Here is a 26,247-nt window from a genome sequence, read left to right as displayed (position 1 = left end):
AAAAAATATAGGACTATATTGGCTATAGATTTCAGTCAGCATTTCTTCTGATTTCAATCCATGTCAATCTAGTCCTATCCATATTTAATAACATTCCGCCAATATATCGTAAATATCATCATCCCTCAACAACACCTGTGCATTTTGCAGCAATCTTTGCTGATTGATTACCGTTGATGTCGCAAACTCCTGAATCTGCTGTTCGCTCATGCCAAACTCTTTTAACGGCTTTCGCGGTAAAATCTTATCAAGCAAGTCAGACAGTTCCTCCCAAGCCGCTTCCTCGGATACATGAAGTACCGTCGAAAGAAATTGATTAAGCTCGGATAGATTTACCCCCAGTTCCTCATATTTACGAAAGACCTGGGCAAATACCAGGTAGTTGGCCTGCCCATGGGGAATATGAAGCGCCGATCCAATGGTATGGGATATTGCATGCACATTCGCCACTCCGGCATTGCCGAAGGCAATACCTGCAAAGCAGCTGGCAATACCGATATCACCCACAACTTCTTTGACGTGACCGGTTCCCTGTTCAGCAATCTTTTTGTAGCCATTGAGTATTTTTTTTATTGCTTCCTGGCTGAACATTTTGGAAAAGGCATCTGCTTTCGGAGATACATACGCTTCAACCGCATGTACCAGTGCATCGATGGAACTAGCTGCAAACACCCCATAGGGCAGCGTCTTGAACATGTCTTCTATCAGAACAGCCTCATCTGCTGCCAGAGAAGGCGCCGACATTCCTATCTTCGTATCCTTCTCCATAAAATGAACCACCGCAATCGGTGTTACTTCACTTCCTGTACCGCAGGTAGTAGGAACAGCAATCAGCTTTTTCTTCTTTGACAGTATCTGCAGCTGTTCACATATCTGCTCACAGCTTAAGCCCTCTTCAAACAGGAGCAGCTTGCTGATATCCAGCACCGTTCCACCACCAATGGCTATAATTCGCTTATAGCCCTTTCCATGAATTTCTTCTAAAATAGCATCAATCATTACATCTGTAGGCTCTCCACTGCCATATCGCTCCTGATACAAGACATCACATGTCAGCTTCGTATTTACTATGTGGGATGCCAGAACATACTCATTCGTAATAATCAAGTCACCTTCACCGATGCTATAATCCGTAATAAATTTTTCAAACGTCGGTATCATATTGATTACCGGCCTAATAACAAATGACATTTTTATCATCCTCTTTCCGTATAAATTTGTAACTATTCAGGACTATGTCCTTCATAGTCACATTTGATGAACACAAATTGCAAAATCAGCAATTTAGCGCACGCATGTCTCGGATTTTTATGCAAATTCAGCATAAAAACACCTCGTGAGACATGGGGTTCTGAACAGTTACATAAATTTTGTCTTCTTTTCTGAGATTATTGCCAGGAATTACTAACTTCTTCGGCAAATGCAAAAAAGTCCTTGAGATGGATCTCTGTTCCATCATCCAATATTGCCGTGCCTGTGAATTTCCCAAATACCTGATGCTGGCTGGAGCTGTAGTTCCCTTTTTTCACGCTGGAGCTTCGATCTAATACTGGTACAAAGTCCATTTCGAATCTGCCATCGGATGAGGTGAATTTCCATGGTTCCATAAAACTGTTCTTCGGTATATGGAATGTAATCTCCTCTAGTTTATGGGCCTTTCCGTTAAAGAAAAGCATATTCTCAGATGCTGCATCTAAATTTCCAAAACCATAGCCTATATTGAATCCAAAGTCGTTTCCATCTACAATGCCACTGCCGCTGCCCCAATACCAGGTATTGGAATTTGGCCAGATACCTCGTCCCCAGTCAAATACGCAGAAAGAGGTTTCATGGCTGAACTCCACTTCAGTATCTCCATACCTGCAGATTCCCTTCGGCTTGATACAGTTCAGCTTGTAATTGTAATAGAACATTTCTTTTCCTTCATTAAAAGGAATCACGATTACCATCGCGTCACTCTTAGGTAAATCCAGGTCGATATCTGCAATGAGGTCTTTTCCAAAGAAATCGCGGAATGTCACCTGAATCCTGGTTTTATACCCATCCCTGATATATGTCCCTTTTACACGGCCTGTTTCAAATTTGATTGTTTCGTACGGATTTTCAGGCATTGTGAGCAGTTTTGGATTCGATGGCACCATTTCGGAATCCGTATACTGTTCGCCTGTCTGGTAATTCATAAAGTTTGCAGTCAACCGTGAATTTTCACCTACATTCGCGATTGAGAATGCAATACCATAATTTTCATTGGCAATCAAATAATAGTCCCATTCTTTTAACCTGTTATGATCCACTTTTACATCTTCTCTTCTATAGTGAAGAAGCGGCTCATTGGCCCAGCCCGCTTCAATCACATGTCCATTTTCATCTAAAAGATTATGAACCCGGTTCAATTTATGCTGCATATGCTGCCTCCAGTTTTTTATAAAATTTGAACTATGATTAGAGTGTCAAAAGCACATCGTAAACTTCGGCTTCGTCAATTTGCACATCCGCCATCTATCACGCAGTGATACAAAACATGAATTGATGAGCAGCTTTATGAAGACGTTGGTACTTAGGCCGCGTACTTTGCGGCCTTACGTACCACTACGTCTTCATCTAAGCGAGAGCGCGCTGCGAATCAACATGATTTGCATCACGTCCTCATTCGAAAACCTGTGCAAATTGACGAATACAATTATGTAAATGAGCTTTTGACACTCCACTCAACTATAAAACCTTGAGAAAAATGACTTTTAAACCATCTTATAATCCAAGGTATGCAGATTTTACATGCTCATTGTTAAGAAGTTCCATACCGGTACCTTCCATCGTAATAACACCATTTTCCATAACATAACCTCTGTCCGCTATTTTAAGTGCCTGTCTCGCATTCTGCTCAATCAGCAGAATACTCATACCTGTAGCATTCAATTCTTTAATTACTTTAAACAGGGACTCAATAACAATGGGGGCTAAACCTAGCGATAATTCATCGATCATCATGATTTTAGGACGACTCATCAATCCCCTGCCAATCGTAATCATCTGCTGTTCTCCACCGGAAAATGTACTTGCAATTCTGCCTTCGTATTTTTTCAGTACCGGGAACATATTATATACTGTTTCCAATTGTTCCTGTACCAGCTTTCTGTTCTTTCTGTAATGGAATGCACCCATCAACAGGTTTTCTTTCGCTGTAAGCTCGGGAAACAGCTGTCTGCCTTCAGGTACCATGGAGATCCCTTTGCCAGCGATGTCTGCAGCCGACATATTGGTTACCTCAGCGTCTTCAAACATAACCTTGCCCGATGCACATGGATTCAGCCCCGAAATCGTACGCACCGTTGTTGATTTACCCGCTCCATTGGCACCTACAATTACTACTAATTCCCCTTCATTTACATGAAAATCGACACCTTGAATAATGTGCAGCCCGCCCAAATGGACATTCATATTTTCAACTGACATCAGCATCATAGTCACCTCCTAAATATGCTTTAATAACTGTTGGATTTGTTGTAACTTCAGCTGGGGATCCATGGGCAATTATCTTGCCGTATTCCAGTACATATACCTTATTGCTCAATGACATAATTGCTTTCAATACATGCTCTACAATAAGGATGGATATGCCTAGCTGCTTATTCACCTTTCTAACAAGTTCAACAAATGAATCTACCTCAGTCGGTACAAGACCTGCAAATAATTCGTCCAAAAGGAGCAGTTCCGGTTCCGTCGCCATTGCCGCGGCCAATTCCGCTTTCTTCCTTTCAAACATATTTAATTTTGAGACCCGGTAATCCTTCTTGTCTGACAGACCAACAAAATCAATCATCTGATGGGCGAATTTCAGCGCTTCCTTCTTGGTTTTCCTTCTGTTGTAAGCACCCAGCAAAACCGATTCTTCCAGGGTGATTCCCTGAAACAGCTGTGCATGCTGGAAGGTACAGGTAATGCCCATCTTGCATATTTTATAGGTCTCCATCTTTGTTATTCTTTTGTTTTTAAAATAGATCTCGCCTGAACTTAGGCGGTTAAATCCATTTATTGATTTAAACATAGTTGATTTTCCGGCACCATTTGGTCCGATCAATCCAACAATTTCACCTTTTGAAACTTCAATATTAACATTGTCATTAGCAACTAGCCCGCCAAATCTCGTAGTTGCATTTTCTACTTTTAAGAACATCAATATACCTCCTTTGGAATGGCCATCCCTTCAATTTTAGGCAGTTGCTTTTTTACTTTGCTTTGCTGCTACCCCATTATCCTTGGGTTTTTTCTTGAATATGCTGATTAGCCCTTCTGGTTTTACCATAGCCATGATAATCAATGCGAAACCGTAAATAATGACCGAAAAAGGTGCAAATTGACTTGGCATCATCCCTCGGATCAATTCATCCATAATAACAAAGGAAATACCCAGTAACGGGCCAAATACATGACCCATACCACCTACTATCACAACCATGATGATCTTCAGTGATATGATACCGGAGAATACTTCCGGGTTATTTGTCATCATATAAAATGCATAAAAGGAGCCTGCAAACGAAGCCATACATGCGCTTATTATAGTTGACAAAAATCTGTAGCCTCTGATGTTGGAACCAAGTGCGTTGGCAAGGTCCGGATTCTCCTTAAGGGCAACAAAGTTCGTACCCAGCCGGCTTCTTCGAATAAACTGGTAAAATATCATGGATGCAATTGCCATAATCAATGCAATAAAATACAATGTTCTTTTTGACAACAGCAACTCTCTCGGCATGGAAAGACCCAGGGATCCGCCAGTAATCGAAAAGAATTGATATGAAAATGTGTATACTGTCTGCCAAAGACCAATAAATGCCATTGTAAAGTATAATCCCGATAATTTAGTGCCTATGTATCCTACTATCGTAGCAGCTACAAGATTCATTGCCAATCCCAGAAGGATGGAACCCAGAACTGAAAAACCTAATTTGTTTAAACCGAAGGTCACACCATAGGTGCCCAGGCCAAAAAACAGCGCATGGTTTATAGAGAACAAGCCCGACATGCCTGACAGTAAATTCCAGGACTCACCTAATGTAACATACATCAGAGCAATGATCGCTATATTGAGCAGTCTGCGGTTTTCCAAAGCAGGAATGAAAATCAGAATTGCCATTGCAATTATTAATAAAATCAATCTTTTTGTTGAGAAATATTTTTGAATAATACCTTTCATAGCTGTTACCTCCTCCCCATTAGAATGTTTTTGCAACATTCTTCTTACTTACAAAGATACCATTTGGTCTGACTAAAAGGATGACAATAAACAATCCAAAGAGGACGATATCATTCCATTGTGAACCTAATAATGTCTGTATTAAAGCGGATATCACACCGACCAATATACCCGTTCCGAACGCTCCGCTTAAACTTCCAAGGCCTGCGGATACGCATACCACAAATGCAATGGTCTGAATATAGTTTCCATAGTTCGGTTCCGCCTGGAACATCGTAATAAGAAGCATTCCCGATATCCCAATCAGAAGGTAGCTTAGCGCAAATGCTTGATCCAGTATTTTTTCACTTTGAATACCCATCAGGGTTGCCGCATCACGATTCTGAACAACTGATCTGATTGCCCTTCCGGTCCATGTTTTCTTCAGGAAAGTATTAAAACCAATCAGTATAACTGCCGATAAGCAGAATGCGGTAAACTGGGTTGCACCAATACTGATCGTTTCCGTTATATACAAACGCTTTTCAAGTAACGCCATATCTCTTGGAAAACCTGTGAAAACAAATGTAACCAGGTTGATAATAATCAAATTCAGTGCCATCGTCGTAATGATCTGTGTACCACGATTCTCGTTCTTAAGCAGTACTTTTCTCATGAGCATTCCGAGGCCGAAGTTAAATATGAGTATAAGAGGCATTACAATAAAGGCAGGTATGTTCCATTCTCTAATCCCAAAATACGTAAGATACATGGTAGCCATTAAAGAGGCGCCGTAAGCAAAGTTCGCAAACTTCAGGGCTCCACATTGAAAAGACCATGCACTTGATGTGAGTCCGTATAATCCTCCTATGCAAATACCGTTGAAAATAATATTTATATATGCTGACAAATTCATATAGTCACCTTGCACAATGAAAATATCAAAGAATTCATCATGCCGTTTCCTTTCTATAAAGATAAAGATTACTTGCATTTCTTCATTGAGCATGCAAGGCTGACAGAACAGATTGTTTTTTCTCTATCAGCCTTGCTGCTTCAATCAACATACTTTTTATTGAATCAGTTCATTATTTCCAAGGTACAATTGCATCACGGGTTTTTAAATTTTCTGGATATACGCATTCCAGCTTGCCATCAATCCACTGATTTGTAATAAACTGATTAGCCCTCGTATTCGAATTGAGTTCATCGAATTTAACGCCCCAATACCAAGGAAGCTCTCCGAAATCCAAATCAAGTGCCTTCACTGCTGCCGCAACTTTTTTTGTATCATCCCAATCAGCAGGATCGAGACTCTCGAGTGCTTTCGCATAGATATAGACTCCTCCGTAGGCCTGGAGTGCATGAGTCAATGGAGCATGGCCATAGATCTGTTCATATTCTTCTCTGAATTCTTTAATACCCGCTGCCGCATCATCAGCAATATAAGGAGTTGTATAAGACTGTGTCATGATTCCGTTGGTGATGTCATCTCCAAGCTCAGCAAATATTGGTGTGTCATAGTATACGCCAGCTCCGAAGGTTACAGGCGGTGTATAGTTCAGCTCAAACATCTTCTTCTGGAAAGGTGTTCCGTCTGTTACACCCTGTAATGGGATGAAGATATCATATTCCGCACTCTGCATCTTGGTGATGATCGGTACAAAGTCTTTGGTATCTGTTGGGTATCCTTCAAATACAACTGCTTCTATTCCCAATTCAGCCATTTTTTCCTTCATCGGTTCCATAACATGAGCAAGTCTCGTGTTATACACAAAGGCAACTTTTAACTCATCTGCAGGAATTTTGAGATAGTCCTCTCCAATCTTAGCCGCCTGTTCAATTGCGCCTTTGGCAAAGTCAGTTACATTGGCACCAATCCTAAAGAAGTAATCACTTTCTCCCTGAATCAGGTCAGCATCCCATGCAAGGCTTAAATATGTAGCTTCCATCTCATCCACCATGGATGCAAACGCACGGTCAGCAATACATCCATAACCACTTACAAATGCTCTTGAACCATTGTTATATAAACGTTCAAATTCGGCCAACGTAGCTTCCTGAGTAGGACCGTCTGCGAAAACCATTTCGATTTTACGCCCGTTGATCTCGCCGCCAAGCTGCTTGATTGCCAGTTCAGCACCGTTCTTATATTCATTTCCGCCAAACGTATTATCGCCGGTCAGCTGTGTGATCATGGAAATCTTGTATGGTTCATATTCTTTACCTGTTCCAGCTTCTGTAGTTTCAGTACTTTTTGTTTCTGTCGTACCCTTACCGTCTGAATTACCGCATCCTGCCAGTGAACCAATTAAAACCAGTAAGCTCAGTGTTAAAGCAATTATCTTTTTCATATACATTCCTCCATAAGTTAAATTAACTAAAGTGAGCAAATCTTTTTTCTGAATTCCTTATACCTGGTTACATACACAAACTACCATTTTCCCGCTTAATCTTCAATTATCGCCTGGGATAATTCTGTAAAAATTACGCCCAGCGCAAATGCTCCGGCATCCGGATGGCCAATGCTTCTTTCCCCTACGGTACCAGCACGTCCCATACGGGCAACTATTTCTTTTGTTTTCTCAGCACCTTCAACAGCCGCTTTTGCACCGTTTTCGAATGCTTCTTTGAAGCTCAGGCCTTTTTGAGCGGATACTTTCCACTCGTCCGCACACGGAACCAGCGCATCGATCAAAGTTTTATCACCTACCACAGCTCCTCTTCCGAATGAGCGCTCCCCGGTTTTCTGGATTCCTTCTACGGCAGCCTGTATGATATCGGCAAATTCGGATACCGTCATTTCTTTTCTGTCACCAGCTTTTTTACCTGCTGCACGGAAAGCAGAACCCCAGATCGGCCCTGATGCACCGCCGCAATATTCCATAATGACCATGGAGCATGCTTCCAAAAATTCTCCTATATTCGTGGCATGGTTTTCTAAAATATCATTCCATTCGCGTTTCAGCTGCTTGAATCCCTTTGCCACGCTCATGCCAAAGTCGCCATCCCCTGCAAAGGAATCCAGTTCGCAGAAAGGAACTTCATGTTTGATTATGGAATCGCCCATTTTATCAATCAGATAGATTGCGTTGTATAACGAGAATTTCTGGCTTTCCACTTTGGAAAATTCCTTATTGGTCGTCATCTCAAATGAAATTTCTTTGTTCTCTTCACTTTCAGTACGCATATCCACATATGGCACGCTTTTTACATGGCCGGACACTTTCATTGCCGGGGTATCACTCTCTTCATCCAGCAATTCTTTCAGCTGCGGGTTCATTTTCATAAAAGTCACAGATGCTCCAAACATGTCTATGCTCGTCATATAATTTCCTACGAACGTACGGTAGACCGGTATGTTTTTTTCGTTCAATAGACGGGCTACTGCGTTATGCAGGACATAAAGCTCCTGCAGGGGAGTGCTTCCGAATCCATTGATCAGCACCGCAACTTCTTCATCCACAACATTCAGTTCTTTTATCAGAGCACTTACCATTCTCTGCGCAAGATCATCTGCACTGATAATCTTCTCTCTCTGAATCCCTGGTTCGCCATGAATTCCTACCCCGTATTCCATCTCGCCATCTTCAATTTCAAAAGTAGGTGTTCCTTTAGCCGGAACCGTGCAGGAGCTGAATGCGAATCCAATGCTTCTGATATTGGCATTTGCATTTTCAGCAGCTTTTTTTACCTCTTCCAGGGAATAGCCTTTTTCTGCTGCCGCGCCTGCAATCTTATGTACGAATACCGTTCCTGCAACACCGCGTCTTCCGACGGTATATAAACTGTCCTGAACAGCGATATCGTCATCCACTTTCACATAATCTGCCTTTATTCCATCTTCCGATGCCAGATTAGCTGCGTTCTGGAAATTCATCATATCGCCGCTGTAGTTCTTGATGATCATCAGGGTGCCTTTTTCGCTTGCTGTCGCTTTGAGAGCCTGATATACCTGCACCTGCGAGGGTGATGCAAAAACATCCCCACATACGGCAGCATCCAGCATGCCTTTTCCTACATATCCAGCATGGGCCGGCTCATGTCCACTGCCGCCTCCGCTGATCAAGCTTACTTTATCTTTATTGATCTCTCTTTTTTTGATGACTTTAAATTTAGGAATAAACTCCAATTCCGGGTGAGCCATAGCAATCCCATTACACATTTCGATTACCATAGTTTCCGGGCGGTTCATTATCTTTCTCATGCTCTTACTCTCCTCATTCCCTTATTTCTGATTTATGCTGTCAATCCGTCTGAAGGATACTATATCTGTCCAGTCGTTTTATATTTTTTCCCGATTGCATCCGCTGTTTTTATCGCTGCCATGACACTTTCCACAGTAACTGGGAATGGCATCGCATAGATGGATTCTTCAGGGATACATGCTTTTTCAGCAACCTCGCGAAGTTCTTCATCTGTAATTTCGCTTACTCCGATATCCTCCAGGCACACAGGCAATCCTAATGATGTACAGAATCCCAGCACCTCTTCAAGCTCCTCGGAAAGTACATTTTCCATAACCAATTGTGCCAGGGTACCAAATGCCACTTTTTCACCATGATAGTATTTATGGGTCCCTTCCAGAATGGTAAGGCCATCATGGATCGCATGAGCTGCTGCAAGGCCGCTGCTTTCGAATCCCATTCCTGACAGCAGGATATTTGTTTCTACAATGTTTTCCAGCGCCGGAGTAATTTCATTTCCGTCACAGGCAAGTTTAGCTTTTACACCATCCTTCAGCAGGTTCTGATAGCATAAGGTCGCCAGTGCAAATGCTGCCTGCGTTCCTTTTGCCCCGTCGCAGAGCCCTTCCCTGAAACCGCATGGAAGACCTGCATTCACGTTGGCATAAGACTGCACATTGGCTCTCGCTTCGAAATAGGTGGATAATGCATCTCCCATTCCGGCTACAAGAAATCTGGTCGGCGCCTTGGCAATCACTGTCGTATCAACCAGAACCACGCTTGGATTCTGCTTGAAGTATGCATAGTCATCAAAAGCTCCTTCTGGTGTATATAAAACTGCCGAGTGGCTGGTCGGTGCATCCGTAGCCGCGATAGTCGGGACAATAATCAAAGCATCTCCTTCAGCAACACATTTTGCAGTATCGATTGCTTTTCCGCCACCTAATCCGATGGTACACATGCACTTCTTTTCCTTTGCCAATTCCTGTAAGCGTTTTACTTCCTGTCTGGAACATTCTCCTTTAAAATCGCTCTCCACAAATGTAACGTTAAACTTTTCTGCAGTCTGATCCAGTTTTTCCTTTACGCGCTGCACATCATCCGGATGTGCGATTAGAAGTGCAGAGTCTCCAAATGTCTGAACAAAATATCCTAAATTTACGATTTCATTCTCTCCCTGAACATATTTGCTTGGAGAAATAAAAGCTTTTCTCATATCAGTTGTCCTCCCTTTTCTTTTCTGCCGGCACAATTATCGTACCATAGGGGCTCGTTTTTTACATGAGAGGACGGAGCTATGAAATATGACTGTTTCATGGTGATTTTTTGCGTTTATTTCGGATAATCGTAATTTTATGCTCTTCGTTTATTAATTAACACGAAAATACTATTTTATCCTGCTGTAATTCTTATACACCAGGGGAGTTGCTCCCACATGCTTTTTAAATACCTTTATGAAATATCCCGTATCGCCAAAACCCAGTTTTTCACTAATTTCTGCAATTCCGACATCTGTAGTCTCCAGCATCGCCTTTGCCCAGTCAATTTTTAACCTTTGTATAAATACAGAATAGTTTTCTCCAACCTCTTTAGAAAACAGGTGGCTCAGATATCCCACACTGACGTGGCAGTGATCCGCCATGTCTTTTAGAGAAGGACGTTCCTCTTTATGCATGAAGATGTAATGGAATACTTTTTTAATGATTTCATGATAGGAATCGTAGCCGCTCCCCATGTAGCTGGATATTTCATCTTTTCCTGCGCCCGCTTCGCTTACCTCCGCATCAATAATCCAGCCCGCATCAACATCCTCCTCCGCATATGCCAGCTGATTGCTGAAAACTGATTGCTGAATAGCCATAGCCCCCTGATTGCTGAAAGCTGCTTTCTGAATAACCATAGCCTCCTGTTTTTTTGCTGACTCTGCACAGAGATAGTTACATAAATAGTGAAGCATATTTGCAATTACCCTGATTCTTCCACGGGAAAGGAACGGGAGTTTACTATAATGCTCCTCCAGTTCCTCCTTCTTACTATCAATCAGGCGCTGATTAGAGGGATGCAGGATCTCCTCCACCTCTTCCTGTTCTTCCGGCAGAATCCTGACCTGACCCGCCATAACAGCTCCAACATATCGTTTATTCACTACGATTGGAATGGCAATATCCACAATGGAAAAATAGCATCTGTAAACAAAAGGTCCCTTGTTCCTCATAGCCTCGAATCCGCCTATGGCATCACATCTCTGGCAGTATGATTTCAGTTTTTCATCCTTCCTGACCTGCTTGCAGAACTCATGGCATTCGCTGTGCTTCGTCACAGGCTCTCCCTTATAATTCACCATAACAATCGCCATCTTAGTCTCATGTGCCAATGCATCCTGCAAACTTTCCCACTGTTCCATGTCAAAAATATCTTTCAGGTTTATTGATGTTTCCATATATCCTACTCCTATCGCTTCGTAATAACTCTGGTGTGCTGACACATTGACACTTAAACAAATAACGCTGAATTAGTTTTCATTCTGCAAGACGGAGGAATGAGGCGTAGCGGTGGCTACGCTGATTGACGACAACGCCGCAGATGGAAACTAAGGCAAGTTATTTATCAAGATATCAATGTGTCAGTGCACTAGTCGCTCTGACTGCTTTACCAGGAAATTTCCAATGTGTCGTTTGCGGTTTTTACAGTCAAAAATCCCTTGTCCAGAAGCTGCAACAACCGCCGTCATGACCACCGTTATTGATTATGCCTCGCTGGATAGGGATTCTGATTTCACTGCTCTCTTAGCGGGTATCAAAAAAATAAACTTTGCTATTCTTCCGCAATGCGCTTTTGCATTTTAGAAATATGTGCTTTTGTAATTTCAATTTTTCCATTTTTTATATTGATAAAACCATCATTTTCCATTTTCTCTATTATTCTATATATTGTTCTTACGTTGACTCCACATACCTTTGCCAATTCCTCTCTGGTCTCTTTAACCTTTCCTTCCCCATGGTAAATGAGAAATAGTTTCAATCGGATCTCGGCTTTTGCCTGATTATAATGCACTGCCGCAGACGCTACTTTATACAGTTTCTGTGCAAACATGTGGTTCAATTTTCTGCAGACATCAACATCCTGATCACTCCATTTCCTAAATACCACATGGGGAATCGCAAAAAGAACACACTCTGTAAAGGCACTCGCATTGAATATCCGCCACTCCAATCCGATTATGGTTTCCACCTCTCCTATCATGGTTCCTTGTTCAGCAAAAACCACATTCATCTCATCACCTTTTATATTGCTGCTGGATATCGTAGCAGTTCCCCGAAAGATAATATAAACATATTGCAACTCATTGCCTCCACGAAAAATAGTTTCACCTTTTTGTATCTTCAATAATTTGCATTGATCTAAATAGGACTGTGCCATCCCAGCAATCCATTCTCCAGCTACTGTGTACTCTTTCATTAGTTCTTCTTTGTTCATTGAGCTCATGCATTTTTCCCTCTCGATTGTTTACAGTATACTTGTTCCGGGCGATTATCAACATGACATATGTCATGTTTTTAGTTGAGTTATGTTCGTTTCGCCGTTTTATATGTTTTATACTTATTGTTTTTGTGCATTATATACAAATTTCAACCATTTGGCAAGAGTTTCGTCAGCATGTTCTTCCACTTATTTACCTCTTTAGATATCCATTCCAAATTTATAAATCGTTCTTGAATGGTATTCCTTATCTTTCTTCAGGATTGAAGAAAGGAAATGGCCTACACGAATGGCATTGGGGAAATATTGGGTTTCAAGGCAAAAGCCTTGTCTTTTTTCATATATAGCACCATTCTTCCCTTTTTCGCCTTTCAAAAAGTTTCCCGAATAGAACTGAACCCCTGGAAGATCTGAGAAAACCTCCATTTTTCTTCCACTTTTCTGCTCATATACTGCAGCAATCAGCCTGACAGTTCCGATCCTGTACTTAATAAATTCATTAAAATTGCTCCATGATTTGTCACACTCATCTGCAGCCCATATTTAGTATTGATTCCGAAAATTAGCAATTTACACTCAATAATTAAGCAAGTGCTCTGCCTTATGGCAGAGCACAAATTTTGGTACCTGACACCATAATTTTGGTACCTGACACCATAAACTGCAGTTTATGGTGTCAGGTACCATTTTTCTTATGAATTTCATTTTAACATACAAAAAAAGGGATGGAAACGGATAGTCCCTTCATTTTTCTTTTGACCATTATTGGCTCTATTCAAGTTCTACACCCTAACGGATACATCAGCTCATTCTTCCTCAAAAAAATATTTCATCAGCTCGCGATATCTATCCTGAGCCGAAAGACACGTATCTGTCAGATACCCTCTTTCATTCGGATACTCCTTCAGTCCCCTATAATAGTACAGTTTATGTTCCTCATCAATGATGAACGGAATAATGTGATGTCTGAGGCACTCCTTGAACAGGATCATCCTCCCCACCCGTCCATTGCCATCCTGAAATGGATGGATTGTCTCAAACCGATAATGAAACTCTATGATATCATCGATATTAATGCTCTTCTTTTCATTGTATTCCTCAAGCAGTTTTCTGATTTCGCCCTGAACCTTGGCGGGTGCCGTTGTCCTCATATCTCCCACTACATTAGGTCTTGCTTTGTAATCGCCTACACGGAACCAGTCTTTCCGGCTATCCGAAGTACCGCTTTTCAAAATCCGGTGAAATTCTTTCATGATACTTTCCGTCAGCTCGCTTTCTGCACAGTCGATCATATAATCGAAGCACTGGAAATGGTTGACCGTCTCAATGATATCATCTACTTTTGTTGGTTTATCCGCCTTCACTTCAATTGTATTTGTCTCATAGATGTATCTTGTCTGATCCTCTGAAAGCATGCTGCCTTCGATGCGGTTTGAATTGTAGGCCAGTTTGATCTGTGTCTGGTGGTAGATTCCGCCCTTCAGCTTCATTTCCTTCTCTTCCTTAAGAACAGAGAGCAGCTTGTTTGGCGGTGAATCGCTGGTCATTGACATGATGTCGCCCGGCTGACATTTCAGCTCTCTGCAGATATCTTCAATGACCTTCATTGCCACATTCTCATTCTTCGATAACTTTGCCATGGTTGCGGAAGACAGACCCAGACGTTTCTGAAGGCCTGTTTTTGTGATTCCATTTTCTTTGAGCATTATGAAAAGCCCATCATATCGGATTCCCATTTTCTTTACCTCCTAAAATATTTCTGTCATCATTATACCAAAAATCTTTGCTTTGGTAAATTTATTTATAATTTTCTTTACTAATATAAATATTTTCAGCAAGATGGTTTATTGCTTAGCAATTCTGGTACCTGACACCATAAACTGCAGTTTATGGTGTCAGGTACCATTTTTCCCATTTTTCCAATTAGAAGTTTATCCTCTATGAAACTGAATTGGATAATCGGGCATAAGTTGCACCTATTAAAATAAGTCCAGGGCAAATGATATTGATATGGTCATATCAAAAAACCTGGACTTATTTATGCTTCTATTATTCACTTTCTGCAATCAAAAACAGCTTTTATCAAAGCATCCTTCCCGCCCATAGAACCTGTTTTCCACAACATCATAGATCCCCCGTGTAGTAATCCTGATTTCAGGTATCACAGAAAGCGCCATAAAGGACAGATTGATGAAAGTATCTATTCCCGGATTCACGCCCATTTCATGGGCCTTCTGAATCATGCCTTTTAGTTTTTCTCCAACCTCTTCATGCCCCGCGTCACTCATAAGCCCCATGATCGGAAGCGGAAGGGTTCCGACCGATCTGCCGCCGCTGATTATGGTATATCCGCCCTGCTTTTCCACCAGTTCCTGTACTGCCGCCACCATATCCTCATCATTGTCGCCGACTACGATGATATTATGGGAATCGTGGGACACGCTTGAGGCAATTGCCCCGTGCTTGATTCCGAAGCCTTTGATCACACCGACGCCCACTTTCCCGGTGCCCTTATGCCGTTCGACCACGGCAATTTTGCTATAGGTTTCATCCGGAACAAACCTTCCCTCTTCTTCCGGCAGTTTTTCCAGCAGCTTCTTCGTGACGATCTGGCCAGATATGATGCCGATTACAGGAAATTCTTTTCCATCGGAACGGATTTCCAGTCTGCTCTTGTCAAAATCCGTTACCCGAACGGTATTCCTGATCCTATCCGGACAGCTGATTCTGACTTTCGCTTCATATTCCTCGATATTCCTGCCCTTGTGGAACACACCGGATATCCGGAACTCTTCCAGGTCGTCCAGCAATACCAGGTCTGCCTGGTACCCGGGCGCTATGGCTCCCAGGTGCTTCAGGCCGTAGCAGGAGGCCGCCTGCCAGCTGGCCATTTTCAGGGCCTTCGCAGGAGGAATCCCTAGTCTGACTGCCTTTTTCACGTTGGCGCTTATATGGCCTTCTTCTTTTATTTCTTCGATATGCTTGTCATCCGTGCAGAAGCAGTACCGTTCCATGGGTGCGTTGTCCGCTACGATTCCCGTAACGATAGCCTCCAGGTTCTTTGCGGCGCTTCCTTCCCGGATAAGCACATAAATGCCGTTTCCGCATTCCTTCTTTGCATATTCGTAATCGCAGCATTCGTGGTCCGTTCTGATTCCTGCCAGCGCATAAGCCGCCAGATCCTGGTCGCTCAGAAACGGGGCATGGCCGTCCATATTTTTTGACTGGAACATCTCGAGCTTTTCCATCATCAGAGGTTCGCCGTCAATGACCGCCTTGCAGTCCATCACTTCGCCAAGTCCCAGGATCCGTTTATTGTCGAGGTACTTCTTCATTTCAGCCGGGTTCAGGATGAAGCCGTTATCCTCAAATGGCGCAGCCGGAACGCAGGACGGCACCATCACGTAAACGTTTGCCGCCACATCGGAGGTCTGGTCCAGTATATAATCGATTCCGTCCAGTCCCGCCACGTTTGCCGATTCATGGGGATCCACAATAAAAGTCGTGGTCCCGTATCTGAGGGCTTCGTTGATCAGTTCAAAGGGCTGCACAAGCGTGGACTCCAGATGAAGGTGGCTGTCCGCAAATCCTGGTACAACATATTTGCCATGCAAGTCAATCTCCCTGACTCCCGAATAGGATCCGACGCCCACAATCGTTCCATTGCAGATTGCAACATCGGCCTCCACGAATTCTTCCGTGAATACGTTCAGTACTTTTCCGTTCTTCAGTACCAGGTCTGCTTTTTCCAAGCCTCGTGCCGCTCTTGACATGGCAGGATAGTCTTTATAATTCATTTTCATTGCCCCTTCCTGGTATTCAGTATCATAACATAACTATATTTATCACTCATTACAGAATCTTTTTCCCATCATCCGGGTTTGATATACCGGACTTCTCTCTATATTCACTGTAGCTAGGGATCGCTCTTTTGTCAATCTCATCTGTGTTCTTTCCAACGTAATTCTGGTACCCATTCTGGTACCTGACACCATTAAATAAAGTTTATGGTGTCAAAGTTTATGGTGTCAGGTACCATTTTTCCCAAGACAACCCCATTGAAATTCCCTCCCACAAATACTATAATAAACCCATCTCATAAAAAGCAGCTTTGAATTCAGCATACCTCTGCCTTTTCTGCCATTTATTTTAAAATCAGTTAGAATCAACATACGAGGAGACCACACAATGAAAACCATAAACGTTGTTGCAGCAATTATCAAAAAGAACAATAAAATATTCGCCACCCAGCGTGGCTACGGCGAGTTCAAAGGCTGGTGGGAATTCCCCGGTGGAAAGATCGAACCTGATGAGATTCCGGAAGACGCCCTCGTCCGGGAAATCCGCGAGGAACTGGAAACCGACATTTCAGTGGACAGATTCCTTATGACCATTGAATATGACTATCCTGCGTTCCACCTTACCATGCACTGCTATCTGTGCTCGGTGACCAACGGAAATCTGACCCTTTTGGAGCACAGCGATTCCAAATGGCTGGGCATCCAGGAAATCGACTCTGTCGACTGGCTTCCGGCGGATATTGAAGTTGTGAACGAAATCAAAAAGCTGGCGGAATAGACAGAAACAGGACCACTTCCAAAACTCCGAAGTGGTCCTGTTTCTGTTTTCGCTATTTAAGGGTTCTGGTAATTTATCTGCCTGTTCATCATGATTCACCATCCAGACACCCTGTGTCACCGGCTTGCGGCTGTTCTGTCTGTTCGCGCCTTCTCTTAACTGAATTTATGACTCCATTGATCAGCCTGATCGTTCTTCCGATTCCAACAACCGCAATCACCGTTCCCAGTCCGATTCCGATGATTCTGCCTCCAAAGATCAGGCCTATAGCCAATGTGGCAATAACAGAAACAAAATCGAACAGGTTTTTCGCAAAACCGAAATCTTTTTTCAGCCTCATTCCCAGGACCTGGGTCAGTCCATCCGGAGCCATCGGCACGATGTTCATTCTGATTGTGATCACGACTCCCAAGGCAGTGCAGAATATTGCCATTGCCAGAAGCACCAGGCGCATTGCCATGGATTCTGCCTTGATGGTAATCATGGATACGAACATATCCGTAAATCTGCCGAAAACCATACCGCAGGGCAGCTGCAGAAGGACAACCGGTTTGAAATCCTTTCCCAGAAGAAGGCTCTCCAGAACCACATAGACCGAATACATGATCACAGTCACCGTACCCAGGCTCAGGCCTGTTATGGTGGAGATGCTATAAGGAACCGAATTGATCGGCGATACCCCGAGGCCCGTTTTCGTGTTCAGCACGACTCCGAATGCCAAGATCACCAGACCGGTTAAATATAAAAGTATTCTTGTGTGTAATTTCATTTTTATGCTCCTTCATGTTCATAGCAGATATTCATAATCCGCTTACGCTGCTTGCCAGGTTCAAATCAAAGACCCAACACTGTCTGATGCTGAAAGTGTCGGGTCATGTATTGTTTATTGTATTCTACGGTTGACAATAAAGTCAAGGTTTTTAGATAGTTACTTTTTTAACGGATATTTTTCAGTTATTTTTCTCATATCAGCTTGCGCGAGGTGTTTTTTGTGCATGTGGAGAAACGAACGTCGTAGAAAACCCGAGTCCTGTAGCGCGAAATGTTGAGCTTAGCACCATTTTCGCGCATCGCTAAGCGCGTTCATATTCACGAAGTGAACATTAATATTTCTCATTCCCCAGCCTTATATTCATATACTTCGTATATGCCTGGAACGCCGTCGGGATAGGATAAGCCTCTTCCGATTCCTTTGCCTCGACAAAAATGCAGTCTGCCGGCACCGTATCGTCATTTTCCTCCGGCTTCTCCCGAACCTCGTCAGGCTCCATGATTTCATCTGTCATCATGATCTCATCTGTCCCCATGATTCCAACTGTCCCCGTGATCCCACCTGTCTCCATCATCTCCGCTTCCTCTATCTTCACCACATACCCAATCATATGCCATTCCTTATGGGTAAAAATATGCTTCGACGGCTCCAGCTTCTGGATCCTGATAGGAGAAAAGGACATTTTCTTTACGAGCTCAAGTGCTTCCTGTTCCGACAGATGGCCTTCCACATTTGGAAACTCATACAATCCGGCCAGAAGGCCCTTTTTATCACGTTTCCTGATGGCCACCTTATCGCCTGATCTGATGACCAGAACGGTCTTTTTCTCGATTTTCCTGGATTTTTTTGGTGTTTTTTTAGGCAGCTCCATAACGATTCCCAGCTCCTTTGCCCTGCAGATCTGGTTCAATGGACATTCTTCACATTTCGCCATTCCGTTTGGGACGCAGACCATGGCGCCGATTTCCATCAAAGCCTGATTAAAGGCTCCCGGCCTGTCCTGAGGCATGACAGCCAGCAAGTCCTCCTCCATCTTCTTTTTCACAGAGGGCTTCAGGATATCCTCGTCGCTTGCCATGACCCTGGAAATCACCCTCAGAACGTTTCCGTCCACTGCCGGCACCGGAATCCCGTATGCGATAGAGGAGACGGCGCCTGCCGTATAGCTCCCGATTCCGGGAAGCTTCAGCAGTTCCTCATAGGAAGGCGGAAGCTCCCCGCCATATTCTTTGACCACTATTTTCGCTGTCTTCTGCAGGTTTCTGGCCCTGTTGTAGTAGCCCAGGCCTTCCCAGAGTTTCAGGAGGGCTTCCTCTTCGATTTCTGCCAGGTCCTGTATCATCGGGAGAGCATTCATAAACCGTTCAAAGTAGGGTTTCACGGCTTCGACCCTTGTCTGCTGCAGCATGATTTCAGATATCCAGACCCTGTATGGGGTGGCTGTTTCGCGCCACGGAAGGATGCGGGCGTTGGCATCGTACCAGGCCAGGAGCAGGGCTGCCAGCCTGCCCAGGCGGGTCTGAACCTCTTGCCCGTCCAGGCCTTCCTGAGATTCTGGATCGTTCTGGTTTTCCATGCTTTCCGGGGATTCCAAACCGTTCTGGTCTTCCAGACTATCCATAGATTCCAGCCTATTCTGGTCTTCCAAGCCTCCCGGCGCCTCCAGCCGCACTTCCACCCTGTCCCTTATATCCAATGAGTCCTCCGTCACATGGCAGTCATAAGCCAGGATATTGACCCCGCATTTTTCCGCCTCGATCAGGGCCTCGCCGAAAGCCCTGTGGTTTTCCATATTGGGCGTGAAATAGTTCACATTTTTCATCTGCACCACGAAGAATACATAGGCCTCATAGCCGTCCCGGACAGCCTGGCACAGTTCCCTGATGTGCTTCACTCCCCGCTCGGTTGGGGCGTCCGGGAACTGGACCACGTCCTGGTTTTCCAGGGTGACCCCTTTTACCTCCATGAAGATCTTCCTGTCGCCTTCTTCTATGTAAAAATCGAATCTGGAATTTCCGTATTTTGTTTCCGGCCTGATCTTTGTGGCACCAGGAAACAGGTTTCCTTTTTTCAGCCATTCGTGAACGACTTTGTTGGGGGCCTGTGAGTCCATGTTGACCAGACGGTTTCCTTTTTCCACCCCGATGAGCGAAAAGTTCGTCTTCCTGGCAGGGTTGCTGCTTTTCTCAAGGAAAACTGAAACTCCCGGCTGAAGCAGCTCTTTGCATCTTCCTGTATTCTTCACATGACAGACTTCTTCCCTGCCATCTATTTCAACGTGGGCGATGAACCTGTTGGGCCTGGCCAAAAAAGTTCCCCGTGTGGTATTCTCATATAACATTCTTGCTTATTTCCTTTCTGTTTCTACGCGTGGTTCTTTGTTATATCGTAACTATTCAGGACTATGTCCTTCATAGTCACATATGATGCACAAAAATTGCAGAACCATCAATTTTGCGCATGCATTTCTCGGGTTTTTATACAAATCCAGCATAAAAATGCCTTGCGGTACAGGATAACTGAATCGTTAACTTATATCTACAGTATATCACAGAACCCGTTTACGAATAAAGCGGCTTCGCCACATCAGCTCCCCCTCCCCAACCCATTCCCGGAAGATTCACGAAAAACCCGAAAAAGACCAGCCGCAAAACTACTTTTGCGGCCGGTCCCTTATCTTTTCAAACAATCACTCTATTCCTATACCATACCCTCAAACCTTCAGCATCGCGCCCCATGCACCTTCCTTCACCAGGTGCATCTTCATTCCCCAGACGCATGCCGTCAGCCGTTTAGTATTTGCACACTTCAATACCCAGCATATGAGCCAGCACTTCCAGCTGCTCTTTCACATCCCCGTAGATAACGATAAAATGCGGCTCCCAGCCTTCTTTCACGCTTCTGCATACGATTTCATCAGATGGCGCTTCCGTTTTTACAACAATCGAAGTCCCGCTGAACTGCTTCGGCTTATCCAGCGCTTCGCCAGAAAGCAGAAAGAATCTGAAGGCTCCGTCCGCCTTACGTCCGATGCGGAATACTGTCACCTTTTCGCAAGGCTTGCAGCCGAATTCCATGGTAGGTCCCAGCTTACGGTTGGGATGTACGCCGACCTGGGCGCCTGTATCCGGGTTTGCCAGAGAACATGCCGCTGTGCCGCAGTGCCAGAATGTAATCGTGTTCTCTTCTTCATCTAATGATACCGGATCACCAAAGAAAACAGGAGCGCCTGTAAGCTGTGTTCCCATGTACATGGATAATGCGCCATAGGCGTCAGCTTCGCAGCTTGCCGGAATCCCAAGGTCATTCAGCATTGCAAGCACGGTACATACCGGCGTTCCAAAGGCTGTGAAAAAGTCCGGCCAGCAGCGAGAAGAAAGCGCGCCGATCTTATTCTCCGTCACATAGTCTTTGTATGCCTTGTATAAGCGTGCAAAGTCTTTGCGGTTCTTTTCCGGAGTGGCATCAAGGCCGACAGTATGTTCTTTTGTTTCCTGCAAGAAGGACTCGCACTCTTCATCCGTAAATCCGATCGCCTTGTTGATCAGCTCCCGCGCTTCTATGGATTCAAGTGTCACGCCGAACACCTTCAGCATGTCGATGTCCAGAGCACGTCCAAATCCGAATCCCTGAGGCGTGTGGCCGACTGACGCCAGCTTCAGGCTGCCCAGTTCCGTTTTCAGCTTTGCCGCCTGTATGGTTGCATTGATCTTGCTGATCACTTTTTGTTCATCTGTACCGCCGAATATGTACTCGAAGTTCCCATCCCTGAATGACATCAGGGAATTGCCTGCCGAATATGCGCCGGTCAGGGAATTGAGCCTCAGACGCCCTCCGTCGATAACAGGTTCTCTCAGTGTCCAGAGAAGGACAGGACAGGAGAATCTTTTTAACACTTCGCTTGGATAAGCCGAATTGGCAAATGTAATGTTTTGCAGGATGATCAAGCTCGGGTTGATCGTGTCCAGATATGCACACAGATCCTCTATGGAAAGCAGCATCTTTTCAGGATATACTCCATGAGCCGTTAAACCGGAGATGAGCTCTTTTGATTTTTCAAATTCCGCCTGTGCGCTCTCTATATGGAAAGTCGGCACCCCAACAGGGATATAAGCCACTTGAAACTCTGACATGTTAAAAACCACCTTTCTTCTGGAATTTCCAGTAATCGTGAACTTGTTGAAACCATTCAGGACTAGATCCTTCATAGTCACAAATTATTCCGCCTAATAGTTCTTTCCTATGCTCTCAAATAATGACGCCCTCGAGGACTCTTTCCTGTAAAATACCGCCGGATACCCGATCGGAGTCTCAACAGTAACAATTCCCCCTCTGTAGCTTTTTCCAGTCCACAAATGGATCCATTCGTCTTCCGGAAGATAGAGCTCTCTGCTCGTCTGGGCTTCCAGATAAACTGGTGCCACCAGCATATCAGGTCCAAACAGGTAGGAAGTCTGGATATCATAAGTATTTTCATCTTCTTCATAATGCATGAACAGAGGCCTCTGTACAGGAATTCCTTTTTCTGCATTTTCCTTCACAAGCTCTTTGATATAAGGTGTCAGTTCCACATGAGCCTTTGTAAGCCTTGCGAATATTTCCATGGTCTCAACATCGTCGTAATACTGGAAATTCGTAGCCGGACGGTTGCCCTCATGGGTACGCATGACCGGCGTAAAGGCCGCCATTTCTGTCCAGCGCAGGAACAGTTCCTTGGTACGCAGATTATCATAGATCGAAGTATATCCGCCGATATCGCTGTGATGAAGGCCGCATCCCATCATAGCCGCGCTTAAAGCGCCGACAATGACTGTTGCAAGGCCGTCATGCATGGAGAAATCCACGCTCTGGTCGCCTGCCCATAACAACGGACAGTACTTCTGAATGCCGGCTCCGCCTGCTCTCATGAAGTAGACGATCTCGCCTAATTTTCCTGTTTCTTCTAATGCTTCGTAATTGCACTGGGCCCATCTTACCGGCCACTTGTTGTGTTCCAGCATTGGCGAAACGCCGTTGCTCAGCTTCAGGTCTGTCGGAAGGTATTCTCCGAAATCGGCCATCCAGCCGTCCAGGCCAAACTCGATCAGATCCCGCTTGATATTGTTCTTATACCACTCATAAGCATCCGGATTGGTCAGATCCACAACTCCGCAGTAGAATTCCCCGAAATCCACAAGATAGTCGCTGCCATCTTCTTTTGTTGCAAAATATCCTTTTTCCTTTCCCTCGTTATACAAAGCGGTCCCTTCTAACAGGTACGGATTGATATAACCCAGGAAGCGGATGCCTTTTTCTTTGTATTCCTTCATTTTCTCAGGCAGATTCGGATACAGTTCCTTGTTCCACTGCCAGTTCCACTGCAGGCGAAGGCCAAAAGAAGTAACTAATTTTCCTTCCCAGTCCTGACACCACACGCCGGCAACCGGTATTCCATGGTGAATCGAACGGTCAACAAGCTCGAAAGAACGTTCTGTACCTCCCTGTACGCCAAGAATTGCTCCATTATATATCCAATCCGGAAGTTCCGGTTGTCTTCCAAATAATTCTGTGATTTTACCAGCCAGCTCGAGATAAGAAGGAGCAGATTCGATGCGGATCTGTTTCGGAACTTCCCAGACCTGCAGCTCGTGGTAAGCGGAATGCGTGAAATCAAAATCACAGTATGCGGTTGTATCGATGTGCAGATAGTATTTCTTTGTTGATACGAATGTGGGCTGTGGGTAGTTCGTATTGTAATAATCTCCGCCGCCTTTGCTTTCCAGATCATACTTCAGGGTCATTAAGGAAGTCTTATCGCGTCCTACTCCGGGTTCCGATGTCCAAAGCGGGAAGGAGCGTCCGCGAAGGTTAAAATATGACATCTGCTCGCCGCAGCCGTAACATTTTTCATCTGCATCTGCTGCTACCCTGATCCAGAAACGGTTGATTTCCGTGTTCAGCAGCACGATATTCATGACTGCAGCTCCATCTGTTATCTGAATGATCAGTTCCAATTCGTTTGGAAAGCTCACGCGTACCGCCGAATCCGCCTGATCGATTTTTGCATGTTTCAAAGCATATCTTTCAATCACATAGTCTTCAATATCAAAGTTCCCACGGTACATTTCCAGACTTTCTTCTCCTTTGCCAACATAAATCATTGGCCTTTCAGGAGAATGCTCAAGTATTGTCTTTCCCTGAGATGACAGGGAAAACCCATTTTCTTCTACGTTAAATTTCATAGTGCCTCCTATCCATTAACCTTTTACTGCACCTGCAGTCAGACCGGTAATTACATTTTTCTGGAAAATCGCATAAATCAGAATACTAGGGATAATCGCTATTACAATTGCCGCATACATGGACACATAGTCTGTGGTAAACTGGTTTGTAAAATACCGGATACCTATCTGGATCGTCTTAAGCTTCGGCGACGAGGTCAGGAGGTTGGCATAGACAAATTCATTCCAGCAGGTTATGAACTGGAAGGTGCCTGCAGTAACAAGTCCCGATTTTACAAGCGGCAGTATCATTCTGAAGAATCTTCCGTAAAATCCGCAGCCATCGATAATCGCTGCTTCTTCTATTTCAACAGGGAACGCATCCATAAATCCTCGAATGATAAACATGGAGATCGGCAAACCGATTGATGCATATAAGATTCTGAGTGACATCAGGTTATCAATTAACCCTATTTTGCTGAAAATCGTGAAGTAGGGAACCATAAGCGCATTCAGCGGCACCATGATACCTGCGGAAAATGCTGCGAAGATGATTTCCCTTCCGCGGAAACGAAAACGTGAAATCGCATAAGATGCCATGGAAGCAACCACTACATTCAGTATGGTTCCCACGAAAGCAACTGTAACGGAATTCCAGATCATCTGGCCTAAATTCGCCTGTGTAAATGCATTCGTAAAGTTCTGCCACTGGGGAACTGCCGGCAATGAAAATGGATTTGCAAAATATTCGGCATTCGTCTTCAGGGAGGTGATTACCAGCCATATCAGTGGAAACAGCGTATATACGGCAAAGAATACGATCAGAATCCATTTCAGAATGTTCATCACCACGTTTTTAGGTGTCCATATAAATTTAAAACTCATTTCCTGATCTTTTACCTTTTTACTCATTGGAGACCTCCTTAATCTTCTTCAAACTTGAACATTTTTCGGATGGAAACAATCACGATTGCTCCGACCACGATCAGGATTACGCTGGATGCATTTGCTCCGCCGTAGTTGTTGTCCCTCATCTGGTTGTAGAGATACAGGACGACAAGAGATGTCCTGTTTGCAGGTCCGCCGTTTGTGAGCAGATATACCTGTTCAAATGTACGGAGGCCGAAGATGGCAGCCAGTGTGATGCATGTGTGTACCGAATACCTGATCAGCGGAACCGTTACGTGCATCGCAGTCTGTATTGGTGATGCGCCATCCACTTTTGCCGCTTCATAATAGCTCTCATCAATATTCGTAATTCCGGCCATCATGATGACCATATAGTAGCCGATATAGAATAAGCCGTAAATGAGGACACATGCGAATGCCGTTTTGGGATTTCCAAGCCAGTTTGTCGCAAATTTTCCCAAACCAAGCATCTTGAGCAGACCGTTCAGCATACCGAACTCGCTGTTGAAAACTGCCGACCAGAGCATTGCAATTGCGATACCCGAAATAACCTGCGGCAGGAAGTATATTGTTCTAAAAGATTGCCAGAAACGTGGTTTTCTGGATAAGATCAATGCCATTAAAAGTGCTAAGGGAACCTGGACGCAGCATGCGGCCAATGCCCAGATGACGTTGTTCGTAATACTTCTTATAAATACCTTATCCGTAAAAATGTCCTTATAGTTCTCGAAACCGGAAAATACGGGATCCGTAATGCCATTCCAGTTAAAGAAGCTCATGCCTACAACATTAAATATTGGATAAATGAAGAACATAACGAATAGCAACAGTGCCGGTGCTAAAAACAGGATGACGCCCAGGCTCTCTCCTTTTCGAAGCTTCATAGTGTAACCTCCTCTGATCTTAAAAATAGAATGTGCGGCGACACCTGCCGCCGCACATTTTGTT

General features: G+C 44.1%; 21 protein-coding genes. 1 reads left to right on the top strand and 20 read right to left on the bottom strand.

Translation table 11 applies throughout. The annotated features are described in order from the left end of the window. Positions 1-84: 84 nt before the first annotated feature. From BJR36_RS12135 to ade, 14 genes are all read right to left on the bottom strand, one after another. Positions 85-1,191, bottom strand: a complete 1,107-nt coding sequence (locus BJR36_RS12135; RefSeq protein ID WP_169823681.1) for an iron-containing alcohol dehydrogenase — start codon at positions 1,189-1,191, stop codon at positions 85-87. Positions 1,192-1,388: 197 nt separating this feature from the next. Further along, a complete protein-coding gene (locus BJR36_RS12130) occupies positions 1,389-2,405 on the bottom strand; it encodes a DUF2804 domain-containing protein (protein WP_091234669.1) in 1,017 nt (338 codons plus the stop codon). 343 nt (positions 2,406-2,748) lie between these two features. Further along, positions 2,749-3,462: an ABC transporter ATP-binding protein gene (locus tag BJR36_RS12125; RefSeq protein WP_091234668.1), complete on the bottom strand. Its 714-nt coding sequence runs from the start codon at positions 3,460-3,462 to the stop codon at positions 2,749-2,751. Continuing rightward, a complete protein-coding gene (locus BJR36_RS12120; protein WP_091234666.1) occupies positions 3,443-4,174 on the bottom strand; it encodes an ABC transporter ATP-binding protein in 732 nt (243 codons plus the stop codon). The genes BJR36_RS12125 and BJR36_RS12120 overlap by 20 nt, the downstream gene beginning before the upstream one ends. Before the next feature lie 36 nt (positions 4,175-4,210). After that, on the bottom strand, positions 4,211-5,194 hold the full coding sequence (locus BJR36_RS12115; protein WP_169823680.1) for a branched-chain amino acid ABC transporter permease: 984 nt from the start codon (positions 5,192-5,194) through the stop codon (positions 4,211-4,213). A 19-nt stretch (positions 5,195-5,213) separates the two neighbouring features. Further along, positions 5,214-6,089: a branched-chain amino acid ABC transporter permease gene (locus BJR36_RS12110; RefSeq protein ID WP_169823679.1), complete on the bottom strand. Its 876-nt coding sequence runs from the start codon at positions 6,087-6,089 to the stop codon at positions 5,214-5,216. Positions 6,090-6,261: 172 nt separating this feature from the next. After that, positions 6,262-7,527, bottom strand: a complete 1,266-nt coding sequence (locus tag BJR36_RS12105) for an ABC transporter substrate-binding protein (protein ID WP_169823678.1) — start codon at positions 7,525-7,527, stop codon at positions 6,262-6,264. Positions 7,528-7,622: 95 nt separating this feature from the next. Next, the gene (gene dhaK / locus BJR36_RS12100; protein WP_091234656.1) at positions 7,623-9,380 is read right to left on the bottom strand and encodes a dihydroxyacetone kinase subunit DhaK; all 1,758 of its coding nucleotides are present in this window, start codon (positions 9,378-9,380) and stop codon (positions 7,623-7,625) included. A 59-nt stretch (positions 9,381-9,439) separates the two neighbouring features. Then, a complete protein-coding gene (locus BJR36_RS12095; RefSeq protein ID WP_091234654.1) occupies positions 9,440-10,576 on the bottom strand; it encodes a glycerol dehydrogenase in 1,137 nt (378 codons plus the stop codon). Between the two features lie 171 nt (positions 10,577-10,747). Next, positions 10,748-11,800 carry a PocR ligand-binding domain-containing protein gene (locus tag BJR36_RS12090; protein WP_091234652.1) on the bottom strand — a complete coding sequence of 351 codons (1,053 nt, stop codon included), beginning with the start codon at positions 11,798-11,800 and terminating at the stop codon, positions 10,748-10,750. A gap of 374 nt (positions 11,801-12,174) precedes the next feature. Then, positions 12,175-12,837 (bottom strand): Crp/Fnr family transcriptional regulator, encoded by a 663-nt coding sequence (locus tag BJR36_RS12085; RefSeq protein WP_169823677.1) that lies wholly within the window; start codon positions 12,835-12,837, stop codon positions 12,175-12,177. Positions 12,838-13,041: 204 nt separating this feature from the next. Then, the gene (locus tag BJR36_RS12080) at positions 13,042-13,302 is read right to left on the bottom strand and encodes an aldose epimerase family protein (RefSeq protein ID WP_278276589.1); all 261 of its coding nucleotides are present in this window, start codon (positions 13,300-13,302) and stop codon (positions 13,042-13,044) included. 344 nt (positions 13,303-13,646) lie between these two features. After that, a complete protein-coding gene (locus BJR36_RS12075; RefSeq protein ID WP_207648862.1) occupies positions 13,647-14,546 on the bottom strand; it encodes a Fic family protein in 900 nt (299 codons plus the stop codon). Positions 14,547-14,906: 360 nt separating this feature from the next. Further along, the gene (gene ade, locus BJR36_RS12070; RefSeq protein WP_330387914.1) at positions 14,907-16,643 is read right to left on the bottom strand and encodes an adenine deaminase; all 1,737 of its coding nucleotides are present in this window, start codon (positions 16,641-16,643) and stop codon (positions 14,907-14,909) included. Between the two features lie 385 nt (positions 16,644-17,028). On the opposite strand from ade, the gene BJR36_RS12065 reads away from it, so the two are divergent. Next, complete coding sequence (locus BJR36_RS12065; protein WP_091234642.1) at positions 17,029-17,418, top strand: (deoxy)nucleoside triphosphate pyrophosphohydrolase; 390 nt, start codon at positions 17,029-17,031, stop codon at positions 17,416-17,418. An 88-nt stretch (positions 17,419-17,506) separates the two neighbouring features. Here the strand turns inward: BJR36_RS12065 and BJR36_RS12060 are convergent, their stop codons facing one another. From BJR36_RS12060 to BJR36_RS12030, 6 genes are all read right to left on the bottom strand, one after another. Further along, the gene (locus BJR36_RS12060) at positions 17,507-18,187 is read right to left on the bottom strand and encodes a YczE/YyaS/YitT family protein (RefSeq protein WP_207648859.1); all 681 of its coding nucleotides are present in this window, start codon (positions 18,185-18,187) and stop codon (positions 17,507-17,509) included. Between the two features lie 334 nt (positions 18,188-18,521). After that, the gene (mutY, locus tag BJR36_RS20070) at positions 18,522-20,531 is read right to left on the bottom strand and encodes an A/G-specific adenine glycosylase (protein WP_139133550.1); all 2,010 of its coding nucleotides are present in this window, start codon (positions 20,529-20,531) and stop codon (positions 18,522-18,524) included. Between the two features lie 451 nt (positions 20,532-20,982). Beyond that, entirely contained in the window at positions 20,983-22,323 is a 1,341-nt protein-coding gene (locus tag BJR36_RS12045; RefSeq protein WP_091234735.1) for a fucose isomerase, read from the bottom strand. A 93-nt stretch (positions 22,324-22,416) separates the two neighbouring features. Then, positions 22,417-24,411: an alpha-glucosidase gene (locus BJR36_RS12040; protein WP_091234639.1), complete on the bottom strand. Its 1,995-nt coding sequence runs from the start codon at positions 24,409-24,411 to the stop codon at positions 22,417-22,419. A 15-nt stretch (positions 24,412-24,426) separates the two neighbouring features. After that, a complete protein-coding gene (locus BJR36_RS12035; RefSeq protein ID WP_242875551.1) occupies positions 24,427-25,302 on the bottom strand; it encodes a carbohydrate ABC transporter permease in 876 nt (291 codons plus the stop codon). 11 nt (positions 25,303-25,313) lie between these two features. Continuing rightward, positions 25,314-26,183 carry a carbohydrate ABC transporter permease gene (locus BJR36_RS12030; protein WP_091234636.1) on the bottom strand — a complete coding sequence of 290 codons (870 nt, stop codon included), beginning with the start codon at positions 26,181-26,183 and terminating at the stop codon, positions 25,314-25,316. Positions 26,184-26,247 lie beyond the last annotated feature (64 nt).

Origin of the sequence: Anaerobium acetethylicum, from assembly GCF_900096945.1 — a bacterium.
GTDB classification, from domain to species: domain Bacteria; phylum Bacillota; class Clostridia; order Lachnospirales; family Lachnospiraceae; genus Anaerobium; species Anaerobium acetethylicum.
The sequence above is the reverse complement of the archived record's forward strand: the minus strand, read 5'-3'. Positions and strand labels throughout refer to the sequence as shown.